Origin of the sequence: Halorubrum vacuolatum (assembly GCF_900188065.1) — an archaeon.
GTDB classification, from domain to species: domain Archaea; phylum Halobacteriota; class Halobacteria; order Halobacteriales; family Haloferacaceae; genus Halorubrum; species Halorubrum vacuolatum.
Map to the genome: position 1 here is coordinate 1 of NZ_FZNQ01000011.1, position 24,058 is coordinate 24,058.

Sequence of the window (24,058 nt, forward strand, 5' to 3'; positions counted from 1 at the left end):
GATATGAGTAACGGTCGTTTGGCAAGGCCAGTAGCCTACTTGTTCAACCAAACCTCGGGGCGTTTCGCACCGAACGAACAGGCGGGTTGCAAACCTTAATATCCCAACGCTCGGGAATCCTCGCGCTTCAGCGCGGGGAGGATGTCAAGACCGCGGCGTTACACGGCGATGAACTCAACGGCGTCAAGGTGTTACAGGAGGCCGCAGCCCGGTACGATCCGGCCGAGATCGCCGGGACGCTCGTGTTGTTACACGTGGTCAACGTCCCCGGCTATCTCGCACAGCAGCGCTATATCCCCATCTACGACCAGGACCTGAATCGGTCGTTTCCGGGGAAGGAGCGTTCGAACACGGCCGAGCGGATCGCGAACGCGGTATATAAACGGTTCATCGAACCCTGCGATTACGGCCTCGATTTTCATACCTCGACGCGGAACCGCACGACGATGTATCATGCACGGGCCGACATGACGGATCCGGAGGTGAACCGGATCGCGCGGGCGTTCGGGGCGAACCTCATCCTGAGCGGGGAGGCCGACCCCGGCAGCCTTCGGTCGGTCGCGACGCGGAACGGCACGCCCACGATCACCATCGAGATGGGGAAGGCCCACCGGTTCCAGCCGCCGCTCATCAAGCGCGCCCTCGACGGCGTCGAGTCCGTGCTCGCCGAACTCGGCGTGTTGCCCGGCGAGTCGGTCGACTGGCCCGGCTGGCGGCGGGTGATCGACTCCGCAAAGGAGAAAACGTGGCTCCGTGCCGACCGCGGCGGCCTCGTCGACATGCGATATGATCATCCGCTTGTCTATGAGGGCGACGCAGTCTGCCGGATTTCCGATCACTTCTCCCGGGAGGAGACCGTCGTCAGGGCGCCGTTTACGGGCCTGCTCGTCGGCGTCCTCCAGAATCCGGTCGCCGCGCCCGGGCACCCGCTCTGTCACCTCGTCGGCGTCGACGGCGAGACCCTCGCGGAGATCGAACGCGAGATCGAGACGGGCGAGTTCACGGAGGAACCCTGGGCCTGATCCGGCATCCTCCCGCCCTGATCCTACCGGCCATCATCCCGTCGGGATCGGTCGCTCACTCCGCTCGTTCGGCATCCGCCGTTTCGGTCACGACGCCCTCCGGCGCGGCGGTATCGGTCACGACGTTTTCGGTCCACGTCCCGCGGAGGAACCACGCGACCGTGATGATCGCTGCGCCGACATAGGAGATGGCGACGGCGTACCAGACGCCGACCACGCCCATTCCGACGACGGCGAGGAGGACGAAACCGATCGGGATGCGGAACACCCAGAGTTCGGTCGTCGAGAGCACCATCGCCGTGCGGGTGCTGCCGCTTCCCCGGATCCCGCCGAGGACGATCTGAAAGACCCCCAAGAACACGTATGCCGGGCCGGCGATCCGGATGTACTGGGCACCGATCCCGATCACGTCGCCAGTCGCGACGCTCCCACCTGCATCGACATCGAGGAAGATCGCGACGATCCCCTCGGCGAAGGGGTATGCCGCGGCGATGACGGCGGCGAAGGCGGCGACGACGATGGCCGTGCTCATATATATCGTCCGTCTCGCCCGATCGACGTGGCCCGCCCCGAGGTTCTGGCCGACGACGGTTTCGGTCCCACGGGCGAGCCCGAGCGCCGGGAGGAACATCAGCGATGAGAGACGGTTGACGATCCCGTAGGCGGCGACCGCGTCGTCGCCGGCGAGCGCGATGATCACGGTGAGCGCGGCGATGCCACCGGCCCGAAGCCCCTGTTCGGCCGCGATGGGCGCGCCGATATCGAGGATCTGTCGAACCGTCCCCGTCTCCAGCCGGAGGTCATGGACGGTGAGTTCGAGTCCGACCCGTCCGTCAAACAGCAGGTACAGACCGACCACCGCCGCGAGCCCGCGTGAGAACACCGTTGCGATGGCGGCCCCAGCGACCCCGTAGCCCGCGAAACCGGTCGCCTCGAACAGGGTCGCTTCAAGCGATTCCAGCCCGAGCCAGATGAAAAGCGGGTTGTCCTCGAAGCCCAGGATGAGGATCGGGTCGATGGCGACGTTGAGCATGACGCTTATAAACATGAGATACAGCGGCGTCCGCGTGTCTCCCCAGCCGCGCGAGAGCGCATCGAAGATGAAAAACCAGAACATAAACGAGATGCCGATGAAGATGATCCGCGTGTAACTCACCGCCATCTCGAACGGTGGGGTTCCGGGGGTCGCCCCGACGAGCGAGATGAGCGTCGGCGACAGGACGTAGCCGAGGATCGCGACGGCGACCGAGATGAGCGTCACGAACGAGAGGGTCTGCCCGGCGACGTGGTTCGACTTCGTGAAGTCCGCGGCACCCTTGTATTGGGCGACGAGCACGGTTCCGGCGACAGTGAACCCACCGCCGACGCTCACCATCAGAAAGACGATGGCCCAGGAGTACGAGAGCGCGGCGACCGGGTCACCGCCGAGCTGGCCGACCCAGAAGGTGTCCGCGAGGTTGTATCCGACCTGGAGGAGCTGTGAGAGGACGATCGGCGTCGAGAGGATCATCAGGGGTTTAAAAAGGGCCCCGTCGGTGACGTTCACCGAACGGTCCGTTCGCTTCCCCTCTGATCCCGCTGCATCCATCCTGACTGAACGTTCAGTCAAGGTGAGTATATCGATTGCGATCGACTGTGCATCGGCCGCCGCGACAGGCGTGCTTTGTGCACACGTTTCTCGAAGTGGTGTTTATATACGACAGACTCCACCCTAGACCGTGATGCGACGCATATTCACCGGTTGCGAGAGAGCAACTGGGTCGTCCGATAGACACCAATTCACGACGATCGAACCGACGACGAGACGGTGAAGAATGAACACGCAGGCACGATTTGGAATCGCCGTTGGATTGGTCGTTGTTTCAGCGATCGTGAGCGTCATTGCAGCCCCTGAGTTGCCCGATCACGTCGTCTCACACTGAAACGCTGCAGGCGAGCCGAGTGGCACGATGCCGAGGGAGACTGCACTCTGGGCGATACCGGCGGTTAGTGCGGGATTGCTCGCGCTGTTCGCGCTTATTCCCCGAATCGATCCGCTTCGTGGGAACATCGAGGCGTTCCGCGCCGAATATGACTGGTTCATCGTCATCTTCACGGCCTTCCTCGCTGCTATTCATGTCGGCATTCTCGCGTTCAACCTCGGCTATGAATTTGACATGATCTCGCTGATCCTGATTGGTATCGCCGGCCTCTTTTATTACTGCGGGGTGCTGCTCTCGAAGGCGAAACAGAACTGGTTCGTCGGGATCCGGACGCCGTGGACGCTCACCAGCGAGGTGGTGTGGGACCGAACTCATGCGCTTGGCGCGAAACTGTTCAAGCTGACAGCTGTTCTCGCGGCGATCGGCGCCTTCGCGAACGAGTATGCAATCTACTTGCTTGTCATTCCATTACTGGCGACGGTGGTGATCACCATTGCCTACTCATATTACGTCTATCAGCAACTGGAGAGCGAAGGGACGAATTCGGGATCGGCGTAGCCGCGTACAAGCATTGGAGGCCGGTCTCGGACAAAACTCCGCCCGGGTGGACTGACCCGAGGTGTTTTTGATGCGCCCCAAAAAAGGATGTGAACGGTGAACACGTGAATGGTCGAAGTCGGGCTCGCAAGCGACGTGGCGATCATCCTCGTGGCCGCCGCGTTCGCCGGCATCCTCGCGGTTAGACTCGGCCAGCCGACCATCATCGGCTACATCCTCACGGGCGTCGTGATCGGTCCGGTTGGGGTGGGAATCGTCGAACCGAGCCTCATTACGGAGGCGATGGCGGAACTCGGTCTCGCGTTTCTGTTGTTCTTACTCGGGATCAAGATGCGGATCAGCGAGATCCGTCATCTCATCGCCCCGATCGTGAAGATATCGATCCCACAGATGGCGGCGATCGGGCTGATCGGCTTCGGCCTGGCCGCCCTCCTGCCGTTCACGTTCGAACAATCGGTGATCATCGGCTTGGCGGTCATGTACAGCTCGACCGCAGTCGTGATCAAGATGCTCAACGACAAGGGCGAAGCGACCTCGTTACACGGCAAGATCGACGTCGGCATCCTCCTCGCACAGGACATCGTCGTCGTCATCATCCTCGCCGTGTTGGCCGCGGGCCGCCCGGAAGGTATCGGCGACGTCGCGACCTCGCTCGGGATCGTGTTGGTGCTCGTTACGGCCACGACGGCCGCCGCGATCGCCGCCTCCAGATACCTGTTACCGTCGCTTTTCAGGCGGATTGCCGAGGATACGACGTTGTTTTTCCTCGTCGCCATCTCGTGGCTCTTCATCTTCGTGCTCGTCTCCGATCAGGTCGACGTGTTGTTGGCTCCCGTGGGCATCGAGGCGTACCTCTCCGTCGAGATGGGGGCGTTCCTCGCCGGACTCGCCATCGCACAGCTACCCTACAGCAAGGACCTTCAGGGCCGGGTCAACCCGCTCACGGACCTGTTCGTGATGGTCTTTTTCGTCTCCGTCGCGCTGGATTTCGAGGCCGCGGATCTCCTCGCATACTGGCAGGAGGCGATTGTCGTCGCCGTGGCGCTGATGATCGCCAAGTTCGTCGTCTTCTTCGCGCTGTTGAACTGGCAACGGTTCGACCTCGAAACGACGTTCCTCGGCAGCGTGGGGATGCTCCAGGTGAGCGAGTTCGGGATCGTCGTCGCCGTCGCCGCCGCCGAGAGCGACCCGCCGTTTATCGGCACCGAAGAGCTCGGATTCATTACACTCGTGGCGCTCATGACGATGAGCGTCTCGGTGTATTTCATCCAGTACAACCAGCAGCTTTTCGAGCGGGTCGAACCGTACCTCACGCGGTTCGAACAGTCCGATCCCGTCAAGCCGGCCGGTACGGACCACAAAAACCACGTGCTCGTGATCGGCTACGACGAGATCACCCGCCGGGCGATCCGTATCCTCGAAGCACAGTACGACGACATCGTCGTCGTCGACCGCAACGTCGAACACATCAAGGCGGTCGAGGGGGCGGGTTACGAGGCGCTCTTCGGCGACTTCAAGTACGCGAAGATCCGAAAGGATGCCGGCGTCGCCTACGCCGATTTCATCTTCTCCTCGTCGGTCCAACTCGAGATCAACGAGATCCTCTTAGAGGAGGCGAGCGAGGAGACGACCGTGTTCGTCGAGGCCGCCACGACGGAGCAGGCCGATCGGCTCTACGACCTCGGTGCCGACTACGTCATCATGGCCCCACAGCTGAGCGTCGTGCAGTTCATCGAGTACCTCCGTGCCTATTTCTCGGATCGCTCGACGTTCGAGCGGGCGGTCGCTGCGGACATGGAGCTGTTGGAAAGCGGACTGCTGTTTCCGGAGATGAAAGACCGCGGAGGTGAGGATAATGACTGACGTCTCGCTGCTCACAGCGCTCGCGATCCTGTTCGTGATCATCGGACCGCTCCTGCTCATTGCCCGAAGCTTACGCCTTTCGGTCGTCCCCTCGCTCATCCTCGCGGGATTGATCGTCGGCCAACTCGGAATCATCGATGAGGAGCTCATGCTCGAACTCGCTCGGCTCGGGATCGCGTTCCTGATCTTCGCGTTCAGCGTACAGATCCACACGGAGCGGGTCCGTACGACCGTTTCCGATACGGAAGTGGTGGCGATCGTTCAGGCACTCGTGTTGGGGGCGCTGGGTGTCGTTTTCGCGCTCGGGATCGGGATCACACTGGAACTGGGCCTCCTCGCTAACGTCGGCTTCGAGGGGACGTTGGGGATCGAACAGGCGCTGTTCGTCGGGATCGCGGCGGCGCTCTCCTCGACGATCGTCGGCACCGCGCTGTTCGCGAAGGGACAGTCGGACATCGTTCACGACTATCTCTCCGCCGAGATCGACTCGTTCAACGACCTGCTGGCAGTGATCATTTTGCTCGTTGTGAGCGCCGGCGTCTTCACGCTGGAACCGATCGCGACACAGCTCGGATACGGCGTGATCCTCTTTGCGGCGGCGGTGATCGTGAATCGATACTTCTTCGGGGTCATCGAGCTGCTCACCGGCGGCTCCGATGAATCGATGCTCATCAGCATCGTCGCGCTGTTGATCGTCTTCCTCGCGGCGGCGGAGTTCCTCGAGACGTCTATCGTCGTCGGCGCGTTCGCCGCCGGCCTCGCCGTCAGGGACAACCCGGTCACCTACTCGGAGGTCTTCAACGGGCTGACTTCGATCCGACAGTTCTTCGTCGCGATCTTCTTTGCGACCGTCGGTGCGCTGGTGACGCTTCCCGCGCCGGGAGCCGTCATCGCCACCCCGGCCGAGACGCTCTCGCCGTTCCTGCCCGTTGCCGCCCTCGCGTTCGGGCTTGTCGTCTTGACGGTTATCGTCAAACCGATCGTCACGGTGGCGTTGCTCGTGTACAACGGCTACGATCGGCGCTCCGCGACGGTCGCGGGGCTCGATATGGACCACGTCGGCGAATTCAGTATCATCGTCGCTATCGAGGCGCTCATCCTCGGGTTGTTGATCGAGCCGGTGTTCGAGGCGATTATCCTCGCGGCCGCGGTGTCGATGCTGCTTTCGAACCTCACACAGACGTATGCAGAAGACATCTATCGGGCGATGCTCGATCGGGGGTGGCTCGGGCGACCGTATCACAACGTCGACGACTGGCACACCGTTCCCGAAGGGATCACGGACCACGTCGTCATCGTCGGCTACGGTCGACAGGGCCGACGGCTCGCACAGTTCTGTGAGGAGATCGATCAGCCGTACGTCGTGATCGAGAACAACCCACAGGCGCTCTCTGCCCTCCGTGATGAGTGTGCGGCATACGTGCTCGGCGATGCGATCGAACCGGAGACGGTTGAGGTGGCGAACTACGATCGCGCACGCCTCATCATCTCGACGGCCGAGCTGCCGGCGCTGACGGACTACTTCCTCTCGCTGAGCGACACCGTCGACGTGATCGTCCGGACCCGAGAGCTGCCGATGGCTGCCGAACTCCTCGAACGCGGTGCGACCTATGTCATCGTGCCGGACTTGCTTGCGGCCGATCAGCTCGCCTCCCGCCTTGAAGGGCTTTTAGATGGGACGTATGGGCCCGAGGAGATCCGTTCGGTCGGGCTCGAAGCGCTTGGCGTCGGGGACACAGCGCCCCACCCGTCCAGTACGGACCTGCCCACACAGACTGACGATTCCGAAGTGTAACGGTCGTGATTCAGCTGTCAACAGCCGAGACGTTCGAGGCGACCCAGTCGGCGAACGCTTCGGGTACGTCAGACTCCTTGAATCGCTCGATACACGGGACGTCGTGCGGGTGGAGCTCCTCGATCGCTTCCCGTAGAGCCGGGTAGGCGTCGGCGGTCGTCTTGATAAGCAGTATCCGCTCCGATTCGCTGTGGACCGCGCCGTCCCAGCGGTAGGTCGACTCGCAGTCAACGACGTTGACGCAGGCGGCGAGACGCCGTTCGACGAGGGTTTCGGCGAGTTCGTCGGCGTCCCCCTCCGGAGCGGTGACGTAGACGGTCGTCACGGGCGCTCCGTTATCGGGACGAAGGTCCCGTTGATGTCCCACTCGTGGAGGCAGTAGATTTGGCCGGCGTCCTCATCGATCCGCCACCCTTCAACGGCGTCATCCCATCGTTCGCTCCGCCCACATCGCTCACAGGTCCGCTCGGTTGGGGGGGTGATACGCACGCCCATAGGTGTATGCAGGACCAGCGAGATATATAAGCGTGTCCTGACCGCTTGGCGGCTCGGTCGGGATGTTCTTGCCGTACTGCCTATCGTTTGTCCACATATTCAGCTAGAATCAAACGATCAAAAATATAATTGGTATAAACATAGATGTTCAATATCAGGGCGGGACTTATATTCGTTTGTATGTAATCTCCCCCCATGACACGGAACCTCACATCGATCGATCCGTACAGTCCCTCGACGGGGTACTACGAGTGTCGTCTGTGTTCGTTCCGGTTGCGTTCGGATGACCGAGTGGAGCGCTGTCCCGAGTGTGGCGGCGCGGTTCGGAACATCGCGGTCCCGCGCGAGTGACGAAGACGCGGGAAACCAAAATGCCGCCAGGTCGGTCGAGGGGTGACGAGGCCGGCCGTTTCGGGCGACGGCGGTCGTCGGCCGTCCATCAGTCGGTGAACTCGATCCTGATCGTGGTCTGATGAATGAGGAACTCCGCGTCCGACCCCGGCTCGAAACATACCGTGACGTCACCGTCACCCTCACACTCCGGGGTGTCGCCGTCGTCCAGACGGATCTGCGAGTGTTCCGCCGCGAGCTCCTCGTAATGCCGCTCCCAGACGGACGCCCGCGGGGAGTCGATCTCCATCGTTACCTCCTCTGTGTCCCGCGGTCGGTCGACCACCTCGCGATCGGCGTTCGATCCAACCACCAACACGGTTCGATCGCCCGCGATCGAGCGGCTCACGCCGCCGATCCGAATCACCGAGACGATGATTCCGTCGTCGTTGACGAGCAGGTCGGGACCGTTGAGGACCGTGCCGTGATCGCCGTCGGTCACCAGCACCGCGCCGTTCTCGTAGGCGACCGCCGAGTCACCAGCCCCGCGATAGACGATCGGTCTGGTACGTTCGACGTACTCGCCATCTTCCGCCCACCCCGTTCCATTGAAGCGGATCTCCGTCCGCTCTTCAAGCGTGAGGGTGCCGCCGGCAAGCCGGATCTCGGTCGCCCGGCTCGGCACGCCGTCGCGTGAGATATCCCGCAGGTTGTCATGCATGACGTCGAAGGCCCGCTCCACGTTGGTGTCGCGTTCGGCGAGTTGGGCGTCCTCCAAGCCGCCGAGCCCGAAGGTGAACGTCACGGCGATGGTCGTGGTGACGAGCGCGAACACGAGGACGAACCCGAGGGTCTCGCTGACGGCACGCGACTCCCCGGTTGTCCCTGGATCGGTACGGATGGATGTGAAACCCGACGAGTCGTTCCGTCCCGAGCCGTTCACACCTCGACCAGCTTCGCGTTTCGGACCGTTCACGTCTCGATCACCTCGATTCTATCGTCATCCCATCGGATGATGAGGTCGCCACCGCCGACCGTCGTCGGCTCCACGTCATTGGTTGCCCGATACGGCACCTCGACGCTCACGTCGCTCCGTGGATGCGTCAAAATGACCACCTGCGATCCCGCGTCGATCTCGACCGTGTAGTCGTCACCGGAGACCCGTGGGGGGAATTCGGCGGTTCGCGTCGCCGTGAGCTCTTCGGCATCCCCCGAGTCGCTCGCGAGCCGATCGACGGTCATGATATCGGCGGCGACGCGTTCGCCGATCACGGTCATTTCCCCGTGGATCGCCTGCTCGCGTTCCCCCTGCACGAACGAGCCCCCGGCGATAAACAGCCCTGACAGGAGGAGGGTAGCGATAGTGAGCGTGAGGACGTAGCCGACGGTGACCGAGACGGCGCGTTCCTCCCGCCGTGTATCGAACGACGCCCGGCGACGATCACGCATCGCGCTCACCCGGGGCGACCCGAACCTGATCCTCATACCGGAGTTCCGGCGTGTGGTGACGCATCTCGAGATTGACGTCGTAGACCGCTTCGACGGCGTACGGCGACCCGGCAGTCGGGTCGTCATAGAGCGGCTCGTCCGGCCCGGCCTCCGCGGCCGGGTCGGGCGTGTCGAGGATGAACTCGTAGGTCCCGGACACCGTGTCGCCGTTCGCGTAGCTGATCGTATACGTCGTCCGACCGGTCAGATCGTCCGCGTCGTCCTCGACGCCCGCGGCCCACGCGAGCGGCTCCTCCCGTTCTCCGTCGATCGTTCCGCCGGTGAGATCGAGGGACACGTCATCGCCGTCACCGGTCCACGACTCGGTTCCATCCTCCGACTCGACCATCACGGTCACGTCCTCGTTTTCGAGTTGATAGACATAGAGCGTCCACTCGTCGCCGTCGTCGGACTCGACGTGGAGCCGAAACGCGTCCGATTCCCTCTGAGTGACGTTCTCAAGCTCGGTCTCGACCTGCAGATCGAGCACATATGATCGGGTACGGGTCGCATCCTCGACGAGCGTCCACTCGTCGCCGGCAGTCCCGGAGTTATCGAGATAGTCATCGCTCGGATCGAGCGTCCGGTTCTCCTCCTGTGCGATGTACGTCCCGTCCGTCAGCTCGCCATCGATACGGGCGAGTACGCCCTCACGGGTCCGGTGTTCGGCCGTCGTCTCCGCGTACCGGTCGAAGTCGTCTTCGAAGTCGTCGGTCGCATCCGGCGCAGACCAGTTCGCCCGCGTGAGGAGTCCGGTGACGTCGGCCGCGGTGCCTTCCCGGAACTCGGTCGCTTCGGTGCCGCCGGCATCGACGCCGCGGGTGGCGAGGTTCTCGGTGTAGATGGCGGTATTTAACAGCAACACGACGGCGACGAGGATGACCGCGAGGGTTAGCCCCGTGATGATGATAAGTTGGGCGCGCTCCGACTCGGTGCAGCCGCGTGCATCCGACCCGCCGTGGGTGTCCGGCCTCAGAGCTGCCATACGGTAATTCGCACCTCCACGACCGCATACAGCAGCTGACCGTCCTCCTCTCCCTCGATGAAGAAGGCGTCCGACTCGCCGAGCGGTGTTCCGTTGTATGCGCCATCGAGGTCGTCGCCGTCGGGATCGAAGAGTCTGTCGTCGGTATATAACGTGACGCGTGTCGCTGCCGTCGCCGCGTTGTCGCTCGGCTCGCCCATGTTGACGAGTCGCTGTCGTTCCCGCGTTTCGCCGGGCTCGGCGGGCCCGTACACGTCGATATTGAACGCGACCTGCCGCGAATCGAACGCCTCATCGAGCGGGTCGGAAAGGGGATGTTCATCCTGCGGCATCAACCCGGAGTAGTGGTCGGCGTTGGTCGCGCCCGTAAACTCACGGTCGCTTTCGTTCCATGCGAGCAGTCCCTGTTTGAGATCGCCGCGCTCTTTCGTCGTCGCGAGCAGATCGGCGGCGGCGATCTCCCCCTGATTTTCGACGTGCTGGTTCGACGTGCTCGCCGACAGCGGGGTCACGGCGGTCGCCTGCGTCGCGAAGATCAATCCCGTCACGAGCAACAGCGCGGCGACGAACGCCTCCAGCGTGTGTGCCTGTCCCCGGTCTGAAAGGTGTTCGATGAACATGGCTACCACACCCGCACCGTGAGACGGTGCGTCTCCCCGTTGAGGTCGACGATGCGACTCGCCGTCGATATGCTTGCATCCGGCGGCGGATCGTCGCCGCCAGCGAGCGACTCCCTCCCGATGCTTACGACCTCACCACCTCGTGTAATGGTGACGTTCACCGAGGTGAACTCGCCCGCGCCGATCTCCTCCTCGAGCGCGTCGGCGTCGTGCGTCCAGCCACACGCTTCACCACTGGGATCTTCCCCCTCGAAGAAACCGACCGTACACGCCGTTGAGAGCACTCCCGGCGCGCTCCCCGCCGAGAGGGACGTCTCGGTGAGATGGGCCGCCCCGCGCTCGGCGATGATGGTGTTCGCACCCTTGTTCGTCGCGAACGGCTCCAAAAGTGACGGCACGAACGCGAAGACGAACGCCACCGCGAGCAGGAAGACGGACATCCCGATGGCGAAATCGAGGACGGTTTGTCCCCGGTCGATCGCGCCGCTCCGGGAACGTGCCGGTGGGTGCCCGCACGGCCGCTCATCCGACATAGATCCACACCCCGAGCGCGAGCGTCATCAACGAGACCGCGAACTTGACCCCCGAGAGGACGTCGGCGTTCCTGATGTATCCGGCGATGAACCCCGAGAGCACCGCTTGGATCGTCACGGCGTGGAAAAAGAGCATCGAGAGGACCTCCGGGTCGACGCCGCCGCCGAAGTCCATCTCCCCGGGTGCGTCCTCCGCGCCGTTGCCGCCCTGCTCGACGAGCCCGCCCATGACGTCTATGAACTGCGTCTGGAGGATGGCCATCACGCCGAGCAGCGTGACGTACGTCATGAGGATGATCGCCACCTGCATGCGGGTCCGTGAACGACGTTCCCGCTCGATGTCGTCCTGGTTCTCGGAGGCCTGTGCGGCCGTCGTCAACACATCCGTGATCTGTGAGGAGGCCTCCTGTGCCTTCGAGATGAGTTTTACCGTCCGGGCCAACCGCGGGACCGCATAGCGGTTGTTGAACTCGATCATCGCCTCCTTGAGGCTCATCCCGTAGTTGACCTTCGCGTGCATCACCTCGAACTCATCGGCGAGTTTCCCCGAGGAGGTCTCCGCGACCGTCTCCAACGATTCAAGCAAGGTCTGTCCGGTGTCGTTCGCCGAGGAGAGCTTCCGGAGGTTCTCGGAGAGCGTCCCCGTGACCGCACGACGTGAGTGCTGGTTCCACTCGTGAAAGACCGCAAGCGGGACCAACACGAGGTAGGCCGGTACGTAGACCCAGATGAACGCCGACCAGACGGGACGGTCGATCCAGCCATCGACGGTGAGGGGCGCGCTGTCCGCCGCGACGGCGATGACGAGCAGCGCGAGCGCGGCCGGGACGGTAAATGCCATCGTGTAGAGCGGGTTCTCCTTTAAGAAGAGATGTGGGGCGCTCAGCAGCTGTTTGGTCTTGTAGGTCCCCTCGCGGTCCCGGATCCGCTCGAAGACGGTGAACTCCCCGACGAAGCCCTCGATCAACCCGAAATGAAACAGGCCCTCCTGGCTGGACTGTTCCAAGCGTTCGCTCTCGCCCTCGGCGCGGAGATAGCCCGTCCCCGGTTCGTCCTGTTTGACCGTCGAGACGAGCACGAGGAAGCCGATCCCGGTTAGGGGAATGAGCAGGTAGACGGTGGCATACAGCAGCATCTCGTCCGATTCGCCCATCATACCCATAATGACCAGAATGATGATGAGCAAAAGCGGGAACAGCGAGAGCGTCATATACATCTCGCCGAACAGCTCCAGCGTCTCCAGGGTCATCTCCTGTTCCTGTTTGGAGGTCCGCATGTGTTTGTCCTTCTTGTCGGACAGAAAGCTCTCCATATCGCCCCCGGAGTTGACGATGGAGAGCATATCCGCGAGAAACTGTGAGAGCTCCTCCGAGGGGGTTTCAAGCGACTGCTGGCGGATCGCGCTCCGATAGTCGGTGCCGAAGTACTCCGTCTCGTTGATGATGCTCTGGAACTCCGTGGAGACCTCCCCGTAGGTGTCTTCGGCGTTCGCCATCGCCCGCAGGATCTCGAGCTGGTTCAGCCCGCCGACCGAAAGGGCGTACATGAACGAAACCGCGTCGGCGAGCAGCAGGTTTATCTCCCGTTCGCGTGCGGACGCCCGGGAGTACGGAATGACGAGGAGGCTCCCGAAGCCCAACAGAAACCCCACGGTTCCGAAGAAGAGACCGCTTAAAAACACCGCCGTGGGAACGACGAGCGCCCGCAGCAGCTCCGCGGTGGCCGGATTCGGCGCGGGGATGCCGAGCGAGAGCACGTCCGGATCGAGAAACCCGAGCGCGAACACGCCGTACCCTCCCACCGTCCCAACGATCCAGAGAAGTATCCCCGCGATCAGGCCGAGCCCGAGCGATCGAGAGAGGTACATCTCGACGGGGTCCGGCATCCGGGCCTCGATGAGTTTTCGTTCGACGTCGGCGACGAACTGACCGTCCGGATCGAACAGGAACCGAAAGACCGGATAAAACAGCGCGGTGAAGAGGTCCTCACCGGCGGTTCCGCCGCCGGGCTGTTCCGTGAGGCTCATACGGAACGCCTCGCCGCGAACATCACCACACCCCCACCACCGTAGTCGATGCCTCGTGGTGCATTCCGCTCATTGTTCTTCCTCGTCGACCTCACGGCCGTCGGCGTCCGTTTCCCCTCCGGCCTCCCGTTTATCGACCGGATCCTTCTCATTCCTCTCACCTTCGATTTCGATCGACGGATCGGATCCCTGATCCCGGTCGTCAGGCTCTTCGGCCGGCTCCGTCCCGTCGGGTTCATCGGTATCGGTCCTGCCGTCGGGTTCCTCGACATCGGTCCTGCCGTCGGGTTCCTCGACATCGGTCCTGCCGTCGGGTTCCTCGACATCGGTCCTGCCGTCGGGTTCCTCGACATCGGTCTCAGCGGTGAAGCCGTCGGTCCCCACACGGTGGTCCTTGTGACCGCCGTCATCGACCGCTCGGTTCGGCTTCGAGGGATCATCGTTCGACCCTCCCATCGAGGGCGGTGCCGATCGATCAAGTGGCGTCGCGGAGACGGCGTCATCGTCCGGTCCGTCGGGCTCCTTCCGACTGACGTCGAGATACGGCTGGTCCTCCGCTCTGGCGATCGGATCGGGTTCCAACACGTCGATCCCTTCGTTCGGAAGGGCATCGAAGTCGGGCCGAGCCTCCGCATCAGCGGCGGTCGCCATCACCTCGGCGTCCCGCGTTTCAGCCTCGCGAGCGGTTGCCTCAAGCAACTCGTGCTCACCGTCCGGATCGGCCTCGACCGTCGGCGCGGATGTGATCTCGAGGAGGGCGTCCGTGACCGAATCCGGCGTCCCGCCACGATATTGCTCCAACAGATCCTCCGCCTCCTCGAGGATCCCTTTTGCCTCCTCACGGCCCGCCTCGTCGGGGTCGGGACGGGGAACCTGCGCTTCTTTTTCCGGGTCGACGTTGATAAGCACCGACTCCATCTGTCGGAGATCCTCGAGGGATCGCTCCAGTTTGTCGGTCGCTATCAGCGCGAGGATCGTCTCCGGGTCGTTAATGAACGCCTGGAACGTCGCCGCCACCTCGGCGTAGGTGTTAAGCCCCCTGTCGATCAGGTATGCGAGCACGACCCGCCGCTTTTGCAGCTCGTCATCGAGCGTCTCACGGCTCCATCCCCGGTCGAACATGATCTCCTCCAAGGTGTTCGAATTACCCATTCGGAGGAACTCGTCCGTCTCAGCTTGCCACTGGAAGACGTCTTGGACGTTTATTTCGTCGTTTTCGGCGTCGTAGTGGTTGATCTCGGTGATCGACTTGTTCCGGCGGACCTTCCGTCCCTGCACCCGGGTTGACGACTGGACGGACACCAGATCCAGCGCCGTGAACATCGTCTTCGAGACGTTGATCGGGTCCGTCGTGAACCGCTTGAGCACCTCCCCGACGCTATCCGCGTGGAAGGTCGTGTAGGTGGTGTGACCCGTCGACATGACCTGGAACGCCGTCCTCCCTTCCTCACCACGGATCTCACCCATGACGATGTAGTCGGGGCGCTGGCGAAGCGCCGCCTCCAGCAGGTCGAACTCGTCGACGTCGCCCTTGTCGTCGTCCGAAAAGGAGGGCCGGGTGACGCTCGCGATCCAGTTCCGCTGTGGCAGTTCGACCTCCCGGGTGTCCTCGATGGAGACGATCTTCGCGTTCGAGGGAATAAACAGCGAGACGGCGTTCAGGCTCGTCGTCTTCCCGGAGGCGGTTCCGCCGGCGAAGATCAGGCTCTTGTGGTTCTCGATACAGAGCCAAAGGAACGCCATCTCATCGAGCGAGAAGGTCCGCCAGTTGACCAGATCGACGGGGGTGTAGGGAACGTCGTTGAACTGGCGGATGGTGTAGTTCGTGCCGTGATCCGACACCTCCCGTCCGAGCGTGAGCTGTGCGCGGGAGCCGTCCGGGAGCGTCGCATCGACCTGCGGCCGACGTTTCGAGATCCCCTTCCCGGACCGCTGTGCAAGCTTGACGACGAAATCGTCGAGTTCGTCGGTCCCGTGGTGGATGTTCGAGATGATCTGTTCGTATTCGGTGTGATAGACGAACACCGGCGAGCTGTAGCCGTCACAGGAGATGTCCTCTACGTTGATGTCGTGTTTGATCGGATCGATCCGCTCATACCCGATGAAATCCCGGACGAGATAATAAAGCAGCTTCTCGACCTGATATTCGGTGAGCGTCTCGGCGTCCTCCGCGAGCACCGCCGGCTCCGGTCTCGCGGCGATCCCCGAGAGTCCCGGTCCGGACTCACGCGGTGGACGGTAGCCGAGCGCGTCAGCGATGCGCCCGAGCCGCCCTGCGGTCGGATCGACCCCGATCCGCTCCTCGACGGCACCGGGACCGCCGAGCCAGTCGAGCAACTCGTTCGCGATCCCCCGATCGGTCCCCTCCTCGTAGAGGTCATACCGGGCGAGCAACCGACGGGTCTCATCGACGATAATGTCCCGACGAAATTCCTCGTCGCCGCCGGCTATCGACTCGTCGGCGTATTTGATCGAGGTCCGAAGCTTTCCGGTTAGAAACTCCTTGAGGTCGGCTTCGATCCGCGTCAGATGTGGCTGAATCGCGTAGTACTTTCGCTCGTTCTCCTTCGTCGAGTGGAAGACGATCACGAACGCGTACGGCTCGTTCACCCAGTAGCGCTCGACTTCGCGGAAATGGGTTTTTTTTCGACGATGGAACCGCCTTCTCGAGGTCATATCGGTTGGCGATCGTCGTCTCGCCGTCGACGGTCGAAAAGAAGGCGTCCTCATCGAGGTCCGGATCGACGGTGACGGTCCGCTCATCGACCAGCGTACCGAGGGCTTCGGCCGCTCCCGCTCCGTTCGCCAGTCGGTCGACGAGCTCATTCGGATCGAAGCCGAGCGCCTCCGTTTTGTCCTCGTGGGTGAGTTCTGCCGATCGATCCTCCGAGTCGGTCGGTCCCTCCTCGTCGGCATCGACGACGAACTCGCGGCGATAATCCTCCCACGTGTACTCCCCTTTTCGGACCGGTGTCGCGAACCGCTCGGAACGGTCGCGACATCGATCGAACACCTCCTGTGCGGTCCGAACACCCGATCGGAGCGTGGACTCCGTCTCCGCCGGATGAAAGCCGAGAAGCTCGACCGGATCGACAGCCATCCGATCCCACTCCGCCGCCGTCGGCGGTCGTTCGGGCTGGGTTCCGACGTCCGTGGCCGCGACGAGGACCGGACCCGTCGAGCCGATCGCCTCGCCGTCGGGGGTTCGTTCGGAGCCGACGACCGCATGGCCGCTGACGACGACATCGTTGCGGTCGGTGTCATCGTTGCGGTCGGTGTCATCGTCGCGGTCGGTGTCATCGTCGCGGCTTTCGATCCCGTCGCGCCCGACGCCGTCGTCGCCATCGGCGCCTCGACCATCGTCCACCTCGTCCGGCCGTGTCCATTCCGTGCCGTCGCGGACCCACTCCGGTTCGAGCGTGTCTCCATTGAGCGTCGCTTTGACGGCCGACGCCGGAACCGCGGGCGCCGTTCCGATATCACGGTACAGCCGCTCGGCGGCCTCAGTGTGTCCGTGTTCCGTGAGAAACGTCCACCACGTGTAACGCTTTCCGGACACGTCGCTCATGGACGCCGACGACTCCCTCCCGCCCGTCCCGCCGGGCGAGCGTTCGGCATCCCTCGTAGCCATGGTAACTTCCATACCGTGCCCGGTGAAAAAGATTCCCCGCCGATGCTGATATTTGATAACGCCGGGGCGATCGATTTCATCGGATCCTGTGGCCCTCAATTCGGCTCTCGACCGTCGATCGGTTCACGCTCCGATCGCGGGAGTTCTATAGCGTTGACGACCGAACCCCGACCGTGCGTCGTCTCGAACGGATCGGTCGCCTCCGCGACCCCGTCGTCCGCCGTCTGGTCAGGGACGCCTTCGCCGAGGAACTCCTCGGCGAGCCTCGGAGCCTCGGCGTCGTCGTGGTCCTGACGGCGTTCATGTTCCTCGTCGGGGTCGCCTATTACGTCCCCACACTCACGGACGTGCCGCCGATACTCTGGCTGCTCTATGCGGACTCGGCGGTCGCCGTCGGCTTGGGGTTGCTCTCGCTCGCGACGCTCGTGCCGACGGTCCGCTCCGGCGAGGATCTGGGCGCCGTTCCGGCGAACCGCCCGCTCGCATACCTCCATACGCTCGCGTTCGTCTGGCTCGTCACCTTCGGGCTGTGGCCGCTCGTGGCGTTGAACCTCGCGTTCGAGGCGTATCTCACCGCGCCGGACGCGTGGATCTACTACTGGGGCGTTCTCGGAACCCACCTCTGTTTCGTCGCGCTCGCGCTGTTGTTTCCGGCCTTCGGATACACGACGCCCGGAGCGCTCGCGCTCGCGGCGGGGCTCGGCGTCGCCAACGTCATCGTCGACTACGGGTTTGGCTATCACCCGCCGCTTTTATACGAGCCTGGGCCCGGGCTCGCGGCGGCGACGCTCGGCATTACGGCGTTCGCCGTCTGGCTCGCGGCCCGATCGTTTCCGTGTCTCGGGGCGGACACACACGTCGAATAGGCGTCTCGGGAAGCACACACACGTCGGATAGGGATGTATGCCACCTTCAGGAGCTACCGTCGGCCTCCTGCAACGTGATGACGACCTCCTCGCCGTCCTCGGTCGTGTTTCGGGTTAGTTGTCCACCGTTCGATTCCGTGATCCACCGAGCGAGCCACAGGCCGAGGCCGCTCGCATGTGTCAACTGGTCGACTTCCTCTTGCCCGGAGATCACCGCCCATTCGTGATCGGGGATCCCGGTACCGCCGTCGATCACGGCGACTTCGACGGTATCGGCAGTCGAAGACCGGACCGCAACCGTCACTTCCGGTTGTGATCCGCCGTGAAGGATGCCGTTTTCAATGAGTTCCCTGATCGCTCGCTGGATCGTTTCATCGGATTTGACATGGATGGTCTCCGTGGTGTCGGTTTCGAACTCGAGTGAAATCTCTGCATCCGGATGCTCGGCCGCCGCCCATGAAACGACGTTTTGAAGCGGCTCGCTCAGATCCACCTGCTCCCGCTCGTCACTGCGGGTACCGATCACCTGCTCGATCTCTTTGGCTTTCTCCCCGAGGGTGACGACCCGTTCGGCGTTTCGACGCAGGATCTCCGCCCGCTCGGCGAGTTGTTCATCCTCAACTTCGGTCGCTCCGTCGAGTTCAACTACTCCGAGACGTGGCTCGCCTACTCCATGCTCGGGTTACGACTCGTGATGGCGTGGGTGTTTCTCCAAGCCGGCCTGGAGAAGCTGCTCGACGGCGGGATCGGTGACCCCTTGGCGTGGTCGTCCGCCGGGTTCCTTCAGAACGCCGTTCCCGAGGCCAACCCGCTGCAGGGGCTGTTCTTGTGGTTTGCGAACTTCTCGACGATCATCGACCCGCTCGTGATCTTCGGGCAGATCCTCATCGGCCTCGCGCTGCTTTTCGGCGTCTTCTTCCGATTTGCGGCGCTTATGGGGGCCATCCAGATGGCGATGTTCTGGACGGCCGCCTGGCAGGGTGGGCTGATGGAGGGGTTCCCCGTCGAGAACGGCTACTTCATCGACAGTTCGTTCGTCTACATGCTGTTGCTGTTCGGACTCGGCGCGTGGGGCGCGGGCCGGCTGCTCGGTGTCGATCGGGCGTTGGAGGGGACGGCATTCGTACAGAACAACCCTTGGATGCGCTACCTCCTCGGCTAGCGCCACCGTTTTATAACCACCGGTGACGTCACCGATTCCAGGCGGCCGCCTCGGGATCGATCTTCCGGTCGCCGTCGACGAGTCCGTCGATGGCGGCGAGATCCGCATCATCGAGCTCCAGTTCTAAAGCCGCCAGATTTTCGGTCACGTGGTCCCCGGTCGCTTTTGGAATCGGAACGACGTTCCGCGCGAGCGCCCAGGCGAGCGCGACGATCGCCGTGCTCGTTCCGTTTCGTTCGGCGACCTCGACGAGCGTCGGCTCATCGAGGATCTCCCCCCGGCCGAGCGGCGAGTAGCCGACGAGGTGGTGGTCGAACTCCGTTGCAAGTTCACGGAGTTCGGGCTGTTTAAATAGGGGATGACACTCGACCTGATGGGCGGCGATCGGCGCATCGAGGATCTCGCGTGCTTCACGGAACAGTTCGGGAGTGAAATTGGAGACTCCGATGTGTTCAGTTACACCCGCCTCATGGAGGGCATCGAACGCCGGAAGCGTCTCCTCGGGGTCGTACTCGCCCATCGGCCAGTGGACATACAGGAGGTCGATCCGTTCGAGGCCCAACCGTTCGAGGCTCTCGTGTGCGGTTTCCCGGACGTCCTCGGGCGCGAGGTTGTCGTGGTGGATCTTCGTCGCGATCACCACGTCCTCGCGATCGACGTCGCTGGCGCGAAGGCCCTCGCCGACGGCCGCCTCGTTGCCGTACATCTGTGCGGTGTCGATGTGACGGTATCCCGCCTCGAGCGCGGCTTCGACCGTGTCAGCACAGATCTCCGGGTCATCGAGCCCGGACGTTCCGAGCCCCAGTTCCAGCGTGAGCGATGGCATACCCACATGTCCTCCCCGACGGGATAAAAATCGGCCCGTTCGGGGTCACCGGGACGCCCGGTCACGGAACGAACCGACCGCTGCCCGCGTCGGCAACGACGACATCGCTCCCCGACCGGTCGTACTCCGGGCCGCCACCGCGTTCGCGAACGCGAGCGTCTCACGGAGGCGATCATGGGGTTCATCCTCGACGCCGACCCCTCCCGTACCGTCATTCGTCGTTCTCGATTCCGCATTCGGCCCTATCGCCCCGGAGAGTGCGGCGATAGATCCCGCGGTGAAGGCGTCGCCTGCTCCGGTCGTATCGACCGCATCGACCGAATAGCCGGGGTGTTCGACCACGAGGGGATCGTTCGTCGGATTCCACGGTGCCTCCGGCTCCGCGCGAACGAGTGACCCATCGGCACCGCGCGTGACGAGCGCCGTGTGCGGCCCGTATTCACAGACGGTCTCGGCGACGACGGCTGCGTCATCGTTCGTGGTTTCCGACGGGACGAGCCCCGCGACTTGGAGGTCCTCCACCGTCGTCTTCACCACCCCGGCGCTCCTGAAAGCCCGTTCGAAGCTCGCTCCAAGCTCGTGTCCCTCGAACAGCTCCGGACGGGCGTTCGGATCGAACGAGACGACCACGTCCTCGCGTGATCCCGCCCGTTCGAGGAGTTCAAAGGTCGCCTCACGGCTTGAACCGGACGTGAGCGTCACCCCGCCAGCATGGACCCAGTTCACGGTGGAAAGCGTCCCATCCGGTATCGTCCCGGGCTCCATGCGGGTGTCGGCGGTGTCGTCACGGTGGAAGCTGAAAGAACTCACCGCATCCGAGTCGAGACCCACGAACACGAGCGACGTCTTCGCGTCCGGGTCCCGCATCACGTAGCGGTCGTCGACGCCATTGTCCGTGAGCGTCTCACAGAGGAACTCGCCGAACGGGTCGTCGCCGACCCGCGTCCAAAGCAGCGGACTCGTTCCCAGCCGGGCGAGGCCGACGGCAACGTTGGCGGGTGCACCGCCGGCCCGACGGTGAAACGTCTCGACAGTCGGCAACGGCCCCTCAGTCTCCGGAATAAAGTCGACAAGCGCCTCGCCGGCAACGAGAATCTGTGTCATATTCGGTCGGTCGATGCGATCGGATAAGTGGATTTGGGTCCGATCTATTCGGCCACAACCATCTGTCCACATCGGTCCGGCCACATCCAACATCCTTCCAGGCACTGCCGACCCCACCCGCAGGCTTATTCGGCTGGATCGGCTCTCATGAACCGATGGCGACGATCCCCGCGCTGGAACTCGTCTCGGGGACCCTCCGATTTGACCGATATGTGGAGCCGTTGCTTGTCGATCCGGACCCATCGCTGTTTCAGTCCACGGTCGAGACGCTACGCTCGTCGCTCCCGGCGGTCGAAACTGACCACGATGCGGCGAACACCCGTCATCCTGAACCGTCCGACCCGAACATCCCTCGGCTCCGTGTTCTCGCGCGTGAGTCGACGCTGACAGCGATCACCGACGGGTTCCATCCGGCGGGCCGGGTTGCGGCGCTTCTCGAACGTGACTTGCTCTCGCTTCGGGTGTTGTCCACCCCCCAGCCGAACACGGTTCTGCTCGGACGAACCGAGACGACGGTACTGGTTTCGACGCCGGCTGGGGTGTATGCGATCGAGGCCGGAAACGACAGCCGTCTCCGGGACCGCTACGAGCCACGGTATCTGGAGAGCGACCGCTTCCGGCTCAGGGTTCCGAGCCGCCGGCGGATCCACCAGGCGTTCACGGCGCGCTGTGGTGCGTCGGTCGCATCGGACGTCCTCGCGGTACTTGCGGCCGGGGCCGACCCCGACGAGGACACGCTCGACGCCAGGCACCGGGCGGCGCTCGCCGCCGCTCGGTGTGGGGTCGACGACTACGAGTTCCGACGGGCCTGTGAGGAAGCCGGCCTCGGGAGTCCCTCGACGTTCACGGCGGTCAAACGGCGGCTCGTCGATGCCGGACTCCTCACCACCGAACGTGTTCCACAGCCGGTCGGTCGGCCACGCCAGCGACTCCGACCCGGAACGGTGCTCGATGAACGTGTCGACACGGACGATCCACCGGCGACGCTGCTGTCGGTCGCGAGGGAGCGACTCGACGTCTCGGACGCCACCGTCGACCCGGACGATTAACGTCACGCCCGCGAAGACACCACTCATGTACGTCCTCTCCGACGACGATGTCGCGGCCGTGTTGGACCTCGAAGCGCTCCTTGACGTGGTCGCCGACGGGTTGCGGGCACAGGGTCGCGGCGACGTGGAACGACCGCCCCGCCCGCACTTTCCGGTCGGGATCGACCTCGACGATGACTTCGAAGAGACTGGGGGGCGGAACGACGGTTCCGCTCCCGACGGGAACGACCGCGCGCTCGGTACGGGACTCGTTATGTCGGCGTACGTCCACGGCGCGAGCACGTACGCGACGAAGATCGTCGGCGTCCACGAGGGTAACTCGGCCCGGGGACTTCCGACCGTCAACGCCAGCATCACGCTCACCGCGGCCGACACCGGACGCCCGCTCGCGACGATGGACGGGACGCGGATCACGAACGCGCGAACGGGTTGTATCGGCGGGCTTGCTGCCCGCCATCTCGCCGTCGACGGCCCGGTGCGCGTCGGGGTCATCGGCGCGGGCCAGCAGGCGAGGTGGCAGACACGGGCGATCGCGGCCGCCGTCCCGGTCGAATCGGTCCGAATATACGCCCCGAGCGAGTCGCGGGAGCGCTGTGCGGCCGATCTCCGTGCCCGCGATATTCGGGCACAGACGGTCCCGTCCGCGGCCGATGCCGTCCGCGACGCCGACGTGATCGTCACCGCGACGACGGCTACCGAACCGGTGTTCGATGGGCAGGACCTCCAGCCCGGTGCGCTGGTCGTCGCGGTCGGCGCCTACACGGCGACGACGCGGGAGCTTGACGACCGAACCGTCGAACGCGCGGCCGCGATCTATGCTGACGTCCCCGAGGAGGTCGCGGCGACCGGCGATTTTCCGACACACGATCCGGCGGATCTCCTGCCGTTCGCCTCGGTGTTGGCGGGCGATCGTGGCCGGGAGCGCGAGACCGACGTGATCGTCGTTGCCTCCGTGGGAACCGCCGTGATGGATGCGGTCGCCGCGGAGGACGTCTACGAACGGGCGGTACGCGAGAACGTGGGAACTGACGTTCCGCTATCGGGGGACGAATACGGCCGGTGAAGCGGATAGACGCTCAGCCGTCGAATCCCTGAAACAGCTGTTCGAACTCGTCGTGCTCGTCGACCTCCGAAAGGACCCGATCGAGATCCGCGCGTAACTCCTCGATGCGTTCGGTTAGTCGCTGGTACTCCTCGTTGTCCGCGAGTTCGCTCGCGTTCTTTTCGGCCTCGAGGACCGCGCGTTTCGAGGTCAACGAGAACAGCTCCTGGACGCCGGCATCGTAGCTCCCGCGACGGAGCAGTCCCTCGACGGTCTCACGGAGTGCCTCCTTCGTCACGGGCTTGACGAGATAGTCGTCGAAGCCCATCTCGAGGATATCGAAATCCGGCTCGACGGCCGTCACCATCGCGACACGGCAGTCGATGCCGCGCTCGCGAACCTCCACGAGCACCTCGTCGCCGGAGAGCCCGGGCATGCGTCTGTCGAGGAGAATGGCATCCACGTCCGGATCGAGTTGGTCGAGCGCCTCCTGGCCGCCGTAAGCCGTCCGGACACGGTAGTCATCGCCGAGCCACGCGGCGTAGAGGTCTGCGAGATCTCGTTCGTCCTCGACTACGAGGATCAGCGGAGGATGCTCATTCATATGTCACCGAACGGGCGACGGACTCGCTCACACTCATTATCTCGGCGCACGCTATATGAAAATACCCCTTCATCGCTCGCCGTCCTCGACCAGTGCCGGCATACATCTCCGCGATCCGGAACACGTGGGTACCCCGA

The 24,058-nt window shown here is 63.6% G+C and carries 21 protein-coding genes and 2 pseudogenes; 9 read left to right on the forward strand and 14 right to left on the reverse strand.

All coding sequences use genetic code 11. The features are described 5' to 3' along the window. Positions 1–98 precede the first annotated feature (98 nt). Positions 99–1,022: a succinylglutamate desuccinylase/aspartoacylase family protein gene (locus CHB65_RS10735; RefSeq protein ID WP_245809963.1), complete on the forward strand. Its 924-nt coding sequence runs from the start codon at positions 99–101 to the stop codon at positions 1,020–1,022. A 55-nt stretch (positions 1,023–1,077) separates the two neighbouring features. Here the strand turns inward: CHB65_RS10735 and CHB65_RS10740 are convergent, their stop codons facing one another. Continuing rightward, positions 1,078–2,610, reverse strand: coding sequence for an MATE family efflux transporter (locus CHB65_RS10740; RefSeq protein ID WP_089385073.1), 1,533 nt, complete (start codon positions 2,608–2,610; stop codon positions 1,078–1,080). A 226-nt stretch (positions 2,611–2,836) separates the two neighbouring features. Between CHB65_RS10740 and CHB65_RS10745 the strand changes: the two are divergent. The 3 genes and pseudogenes from CHB65_RS10745 to CHB65_RS10755 all read left to right on the forward strand — a co-directional run bounded on the left by CHB65_RS10745 (position 2,837) and on the right by CHB65_RS10755 (position 7,160). Beyond that, positions 2,837–3,502, forward strand: a pseudogene (locus CHB65_RS10745) (SdpI family protein). A 108-nt stretch (positions 3,503–3,610) separates the two neighbouring features. Continuing rightward, positions 3,611–5,365 carry a cation:proton antiporter gene (locus CHB65_RS10750; RefSeq protein WP_089385074.1) on the forward strand — a complete coding sequence of 585 codons (1,755 nt, stop codon included), beginning with the start codon at positions 3,611–3,613 and terminating at the stop codon, positions 5,363–5,365. Continuing rightward, positions 5,358–7,160: a cation:proton antiporter gene (locus CHB65_RS10755; RefSeq protein WP_089385075.1), complete on the forward strand. Its 1,803-nt coding sequence runs from the start codon at positions 5,358–5,360 to the stop codon at positions 7,158–7,160. Before CHB65_RS10750 ends, CHB65_RS10755 begins: the two co-directional genes overlap by 8 nt. Positions 7,161–7,170: 10 nt before the next feature. Here CHB65_RS10755 and cutA read toward each other — a convergent pair whose 3' ends face one another. Both cutA and CHB65_RS17455 read right to left on the reverse strand, forming a co-directional pair. Next, on the reverse strand, positions 7,171–7,485 hold the full coding sequence (cutA, locus tag CHB65_RS10760) for a divalent-cation tolerance protein CutA (RefSeq protein WP_089385076.1): 315 nt from the start codon (positions 7,483–7,485) through the stop codon (positions 7,171–7,173). Continuing rightward, on the reverse strand, positions 7,482–7,655 hold the full coding sequence (locus CHB65_RS17455) for an HEWD family protein (protein WP_179213644.1): 174 nt from the start codon (positions 7,653–7,655) through the stop codon (positions 7,482–7,484). Before CHB65_RS17455 ends, cutA begins: the two co-directional genes overlap by 4 nt. A 195-nt stretch (positions 7,656–7,850) precedes the next feature. On the opposite strand from CHB65_RS17455, the gene CHB65_RS16930 reads away from it, so the two are divergent. Beyond that, positions 7,851–8,006 carry a rubrerythrin-like domain-containing protein gene (locus tag CHB65_RS16930; RefSeq protein WP_143420407.1) on the forward strand — a complete coding sequence of 52 codons (156 nt, stop codon included), beginning with the start codon at positions 7,851–7,853 and terminating at the stop codon, positions 8,004–8,006. 88 nt (positions 8,007–8,094) lie between these two features. Here CHB65_RS16930 and CHB65_RS10765 read toward each other — a convergent pair whose 3' ends face one another. The 7 genes and pseudogenes from CHB65_RS10765 to CHB65_RS10795 form a co-directional block, all read right to left on the reverse strand. Continuing rightward, entirely contained in the window at positions 8,095–8,961 is an 867-nt protein-coding gene (locus CHB65_RS10765; protein WP_245809959.1) for a DUF7289 family protein, read from the reverse strand. Beyond that, complete coding sequence (locus CHB65_RS10770; RefSeq protein ID WP_089385155.1) at positions 8,958–9,434, reverse strand: DUF7266 family protein; 477 nt, start codon at positions 9,432–9,434, stop codon at positions 8,958–8,960. Before CHB65_RS10770 ends, CHB65_RS10765 begins: the two co-directional genes overlap by 4 nt. Beyond that, complete coding sequence (locus tag CHB65_RS10775; RefSeq protein ID WP_089385077.1) at positions 9,427–10,458, reverse strand: DUF7261 family protein; 1,032 nt, start codon at positions 10,456–10,458, stop codon at positions 9,427–9,429. The genes CHB65_RS10770 and CHB65_RS10775 overlap by 8 nt, the downstream gene beginning before the upstream one ends. Continuing rightward, complete coding sequence (locus CHB65_RS10780; protein WP_089385078.1) at positions 10,446–11,078, reverse strand: DUF7288 family protein; 633 nt, start codon at positions 11,076–11,078, stop codon at positions 10,446–10,448. Before CHB65_RS10780 ends, CHB65_RS10775 begins: the two co-directional genes overlap by 13 nt. 2 nt (positions 11,079–11,080) lie before the next feature. Continuing rightward, positions 11,081–11,611: a DUF7287 family protein gene (locus CHB65_RS10785; protein ID WP_089385079.1), complete on the reverse strand. Its 531-nt coding sequence runs from the start codon at positions 11,609–11,611 to the stop codon at positions 11,081–11,083. Beyond that, positions 11,601–13,637, reverse strand: a complete 2,037-nt coding sequence (locus CHB65_RS10790; RefSeq protein WP_089385080.1) for a type II secretion system F family protein — start codon at positions 13,635–13,637, stop codon at positions 11,601–11,603. The genes CHB65_RS10785 and CHB65_RS10790 overlap by 11 nt, the downstream gene beginning before the upstream one ends. Positions 13,638–13,706: 69 nt before the next feature. Then, positions 13,707–17,205, reverse strand: a pseudogene (locus CHB65_RS10795) (ATPase, T2SS/T4P/T4SS family). Positions 17,206–17,441: 236 nt separating this feature from the next. Here CHB65_RS10795 and CHB65_RS10800 point away from each other — a divergent pair. Beyond that, positions 17,442–18,134: a DUF1405 domain-containing protein gene (locus CHB65_RS10800; RefSeq protein WP_089385081.1), complete on the forward strand. Its 693-nt coding sequence runs from the start codon at positions 17,442–17,444 to the stop codon at positions 18,132–18,134. Between the two features lie 46 nt (positions 18,135–18,180). Here CHB65_RS10800 and CHB65_RS10805 read toward each other — a convergent pair whose 3' ends face one another. Next, the gene (locus CHB65_RS10805) at positions 18,181–18,627 is read right to left on the reverse strand and encodes a sensor histidine kinase (protein ID WP_179213645.1); all 447 of its coding nucleotides are present in this window, start codon (positions 18,625–18,627) and stop codon (positions 18,181–18,183) included. Positions 18,628–18,807: 180 nt separating this feature from the next. Between CHB65_RS10805 and CHB65_RS10810 the strand changes: the two genes are divergently transcribed. Then, positions 18,808–19,296, forward strand: a complete 489-nt coding sequence (locus CHB65_RS10810; protein ID WP_089385156.1) for a DoxX family protein — start codon at positions 18,808–18,810, stop codon at positions 19,294–19,296. 28 nt (positions 19,297–19,324) lie between these two features. On the opposite strand, the gene CHB65_RS10815 is transcribed toward CHB65_RS10810, so the two are convergent. Together CHB65_RS10815 and CHB65_RS10820 are read right to left on the reverse strand one after the other, a co-directional pair. Then, entirely contained in the window at positions 19,325–20,122 is a 798-nt protein-coding gene (locus CHB65_RS10815) for an aldo/keto reductase (RefSeq protein WP_089385083.1), read from the reverse strand. Positions 20,123–20,167: 45 nt separating this feature from the next. Beyond that, positions 20,168–21,226 carry a carbohydrate kinase family protein gene (locus CHB65_RS10820; RefSeq protein WP_089385084.1) on the reverse strand — a complete coding sequence of 353 codons (1,059 nt, stop codon included), beginning with the start codon at positions 21,224–21,226 and terminating at the stop codon, positions 20,168–20,170. Between the two features lie 155 nt (positions 21,227–21,381). Here CHB65_RS10820 and CHB65_RS10825 point away from each other — a divergent pair, with 155 nt between their 5' ends. Together CHB65_RS10825 and CHB65_RS10830 are read left to right on the forward strand one after the other, a co-directional pair. Then, positions 21,382–22,275, forward strand: a complete 894-nt coding sequence (locus CHB65_RS10825; protein ID WP_089385085.1) for a transcriptional regulator TbsP domain-containing protein — start codon at positions 21,382–21,384, stop codon at positions 22,273–22,275. A 25-nt stretch (positions 22,276–22,300) separates the two neighbouring features. Next, the gene (locus tag CHB65_RS10830; RefSeq protein ID WP_089385086.1) at positions 22,301–23,338 is read left to right on the forward strand and encodes an ornithine cyclodeaminase family protein; all 1,038 of its coding nucleotides are present in this window, start codon (positions 22,301–22,303) and stop codon (positions 23,336–23,338) included. Positions 23,339–23,351: 13 nt separating this feature from the next. Here the strand turns inward: CHB65_RS10830 and CHB65_RS10835 are convergent, their stop codons facing one another. Next, entirely contained in the window at positions 23,352–23,921 is a 570-nt protein-coding gene (locus CHB65_RS10835; protein ID WP_089385087.1) for a HalX domain-containing protein, read from the reverse strand. Between the last annotated feature and the right edge of the window lie 137 nt (positions 23,922–24,058).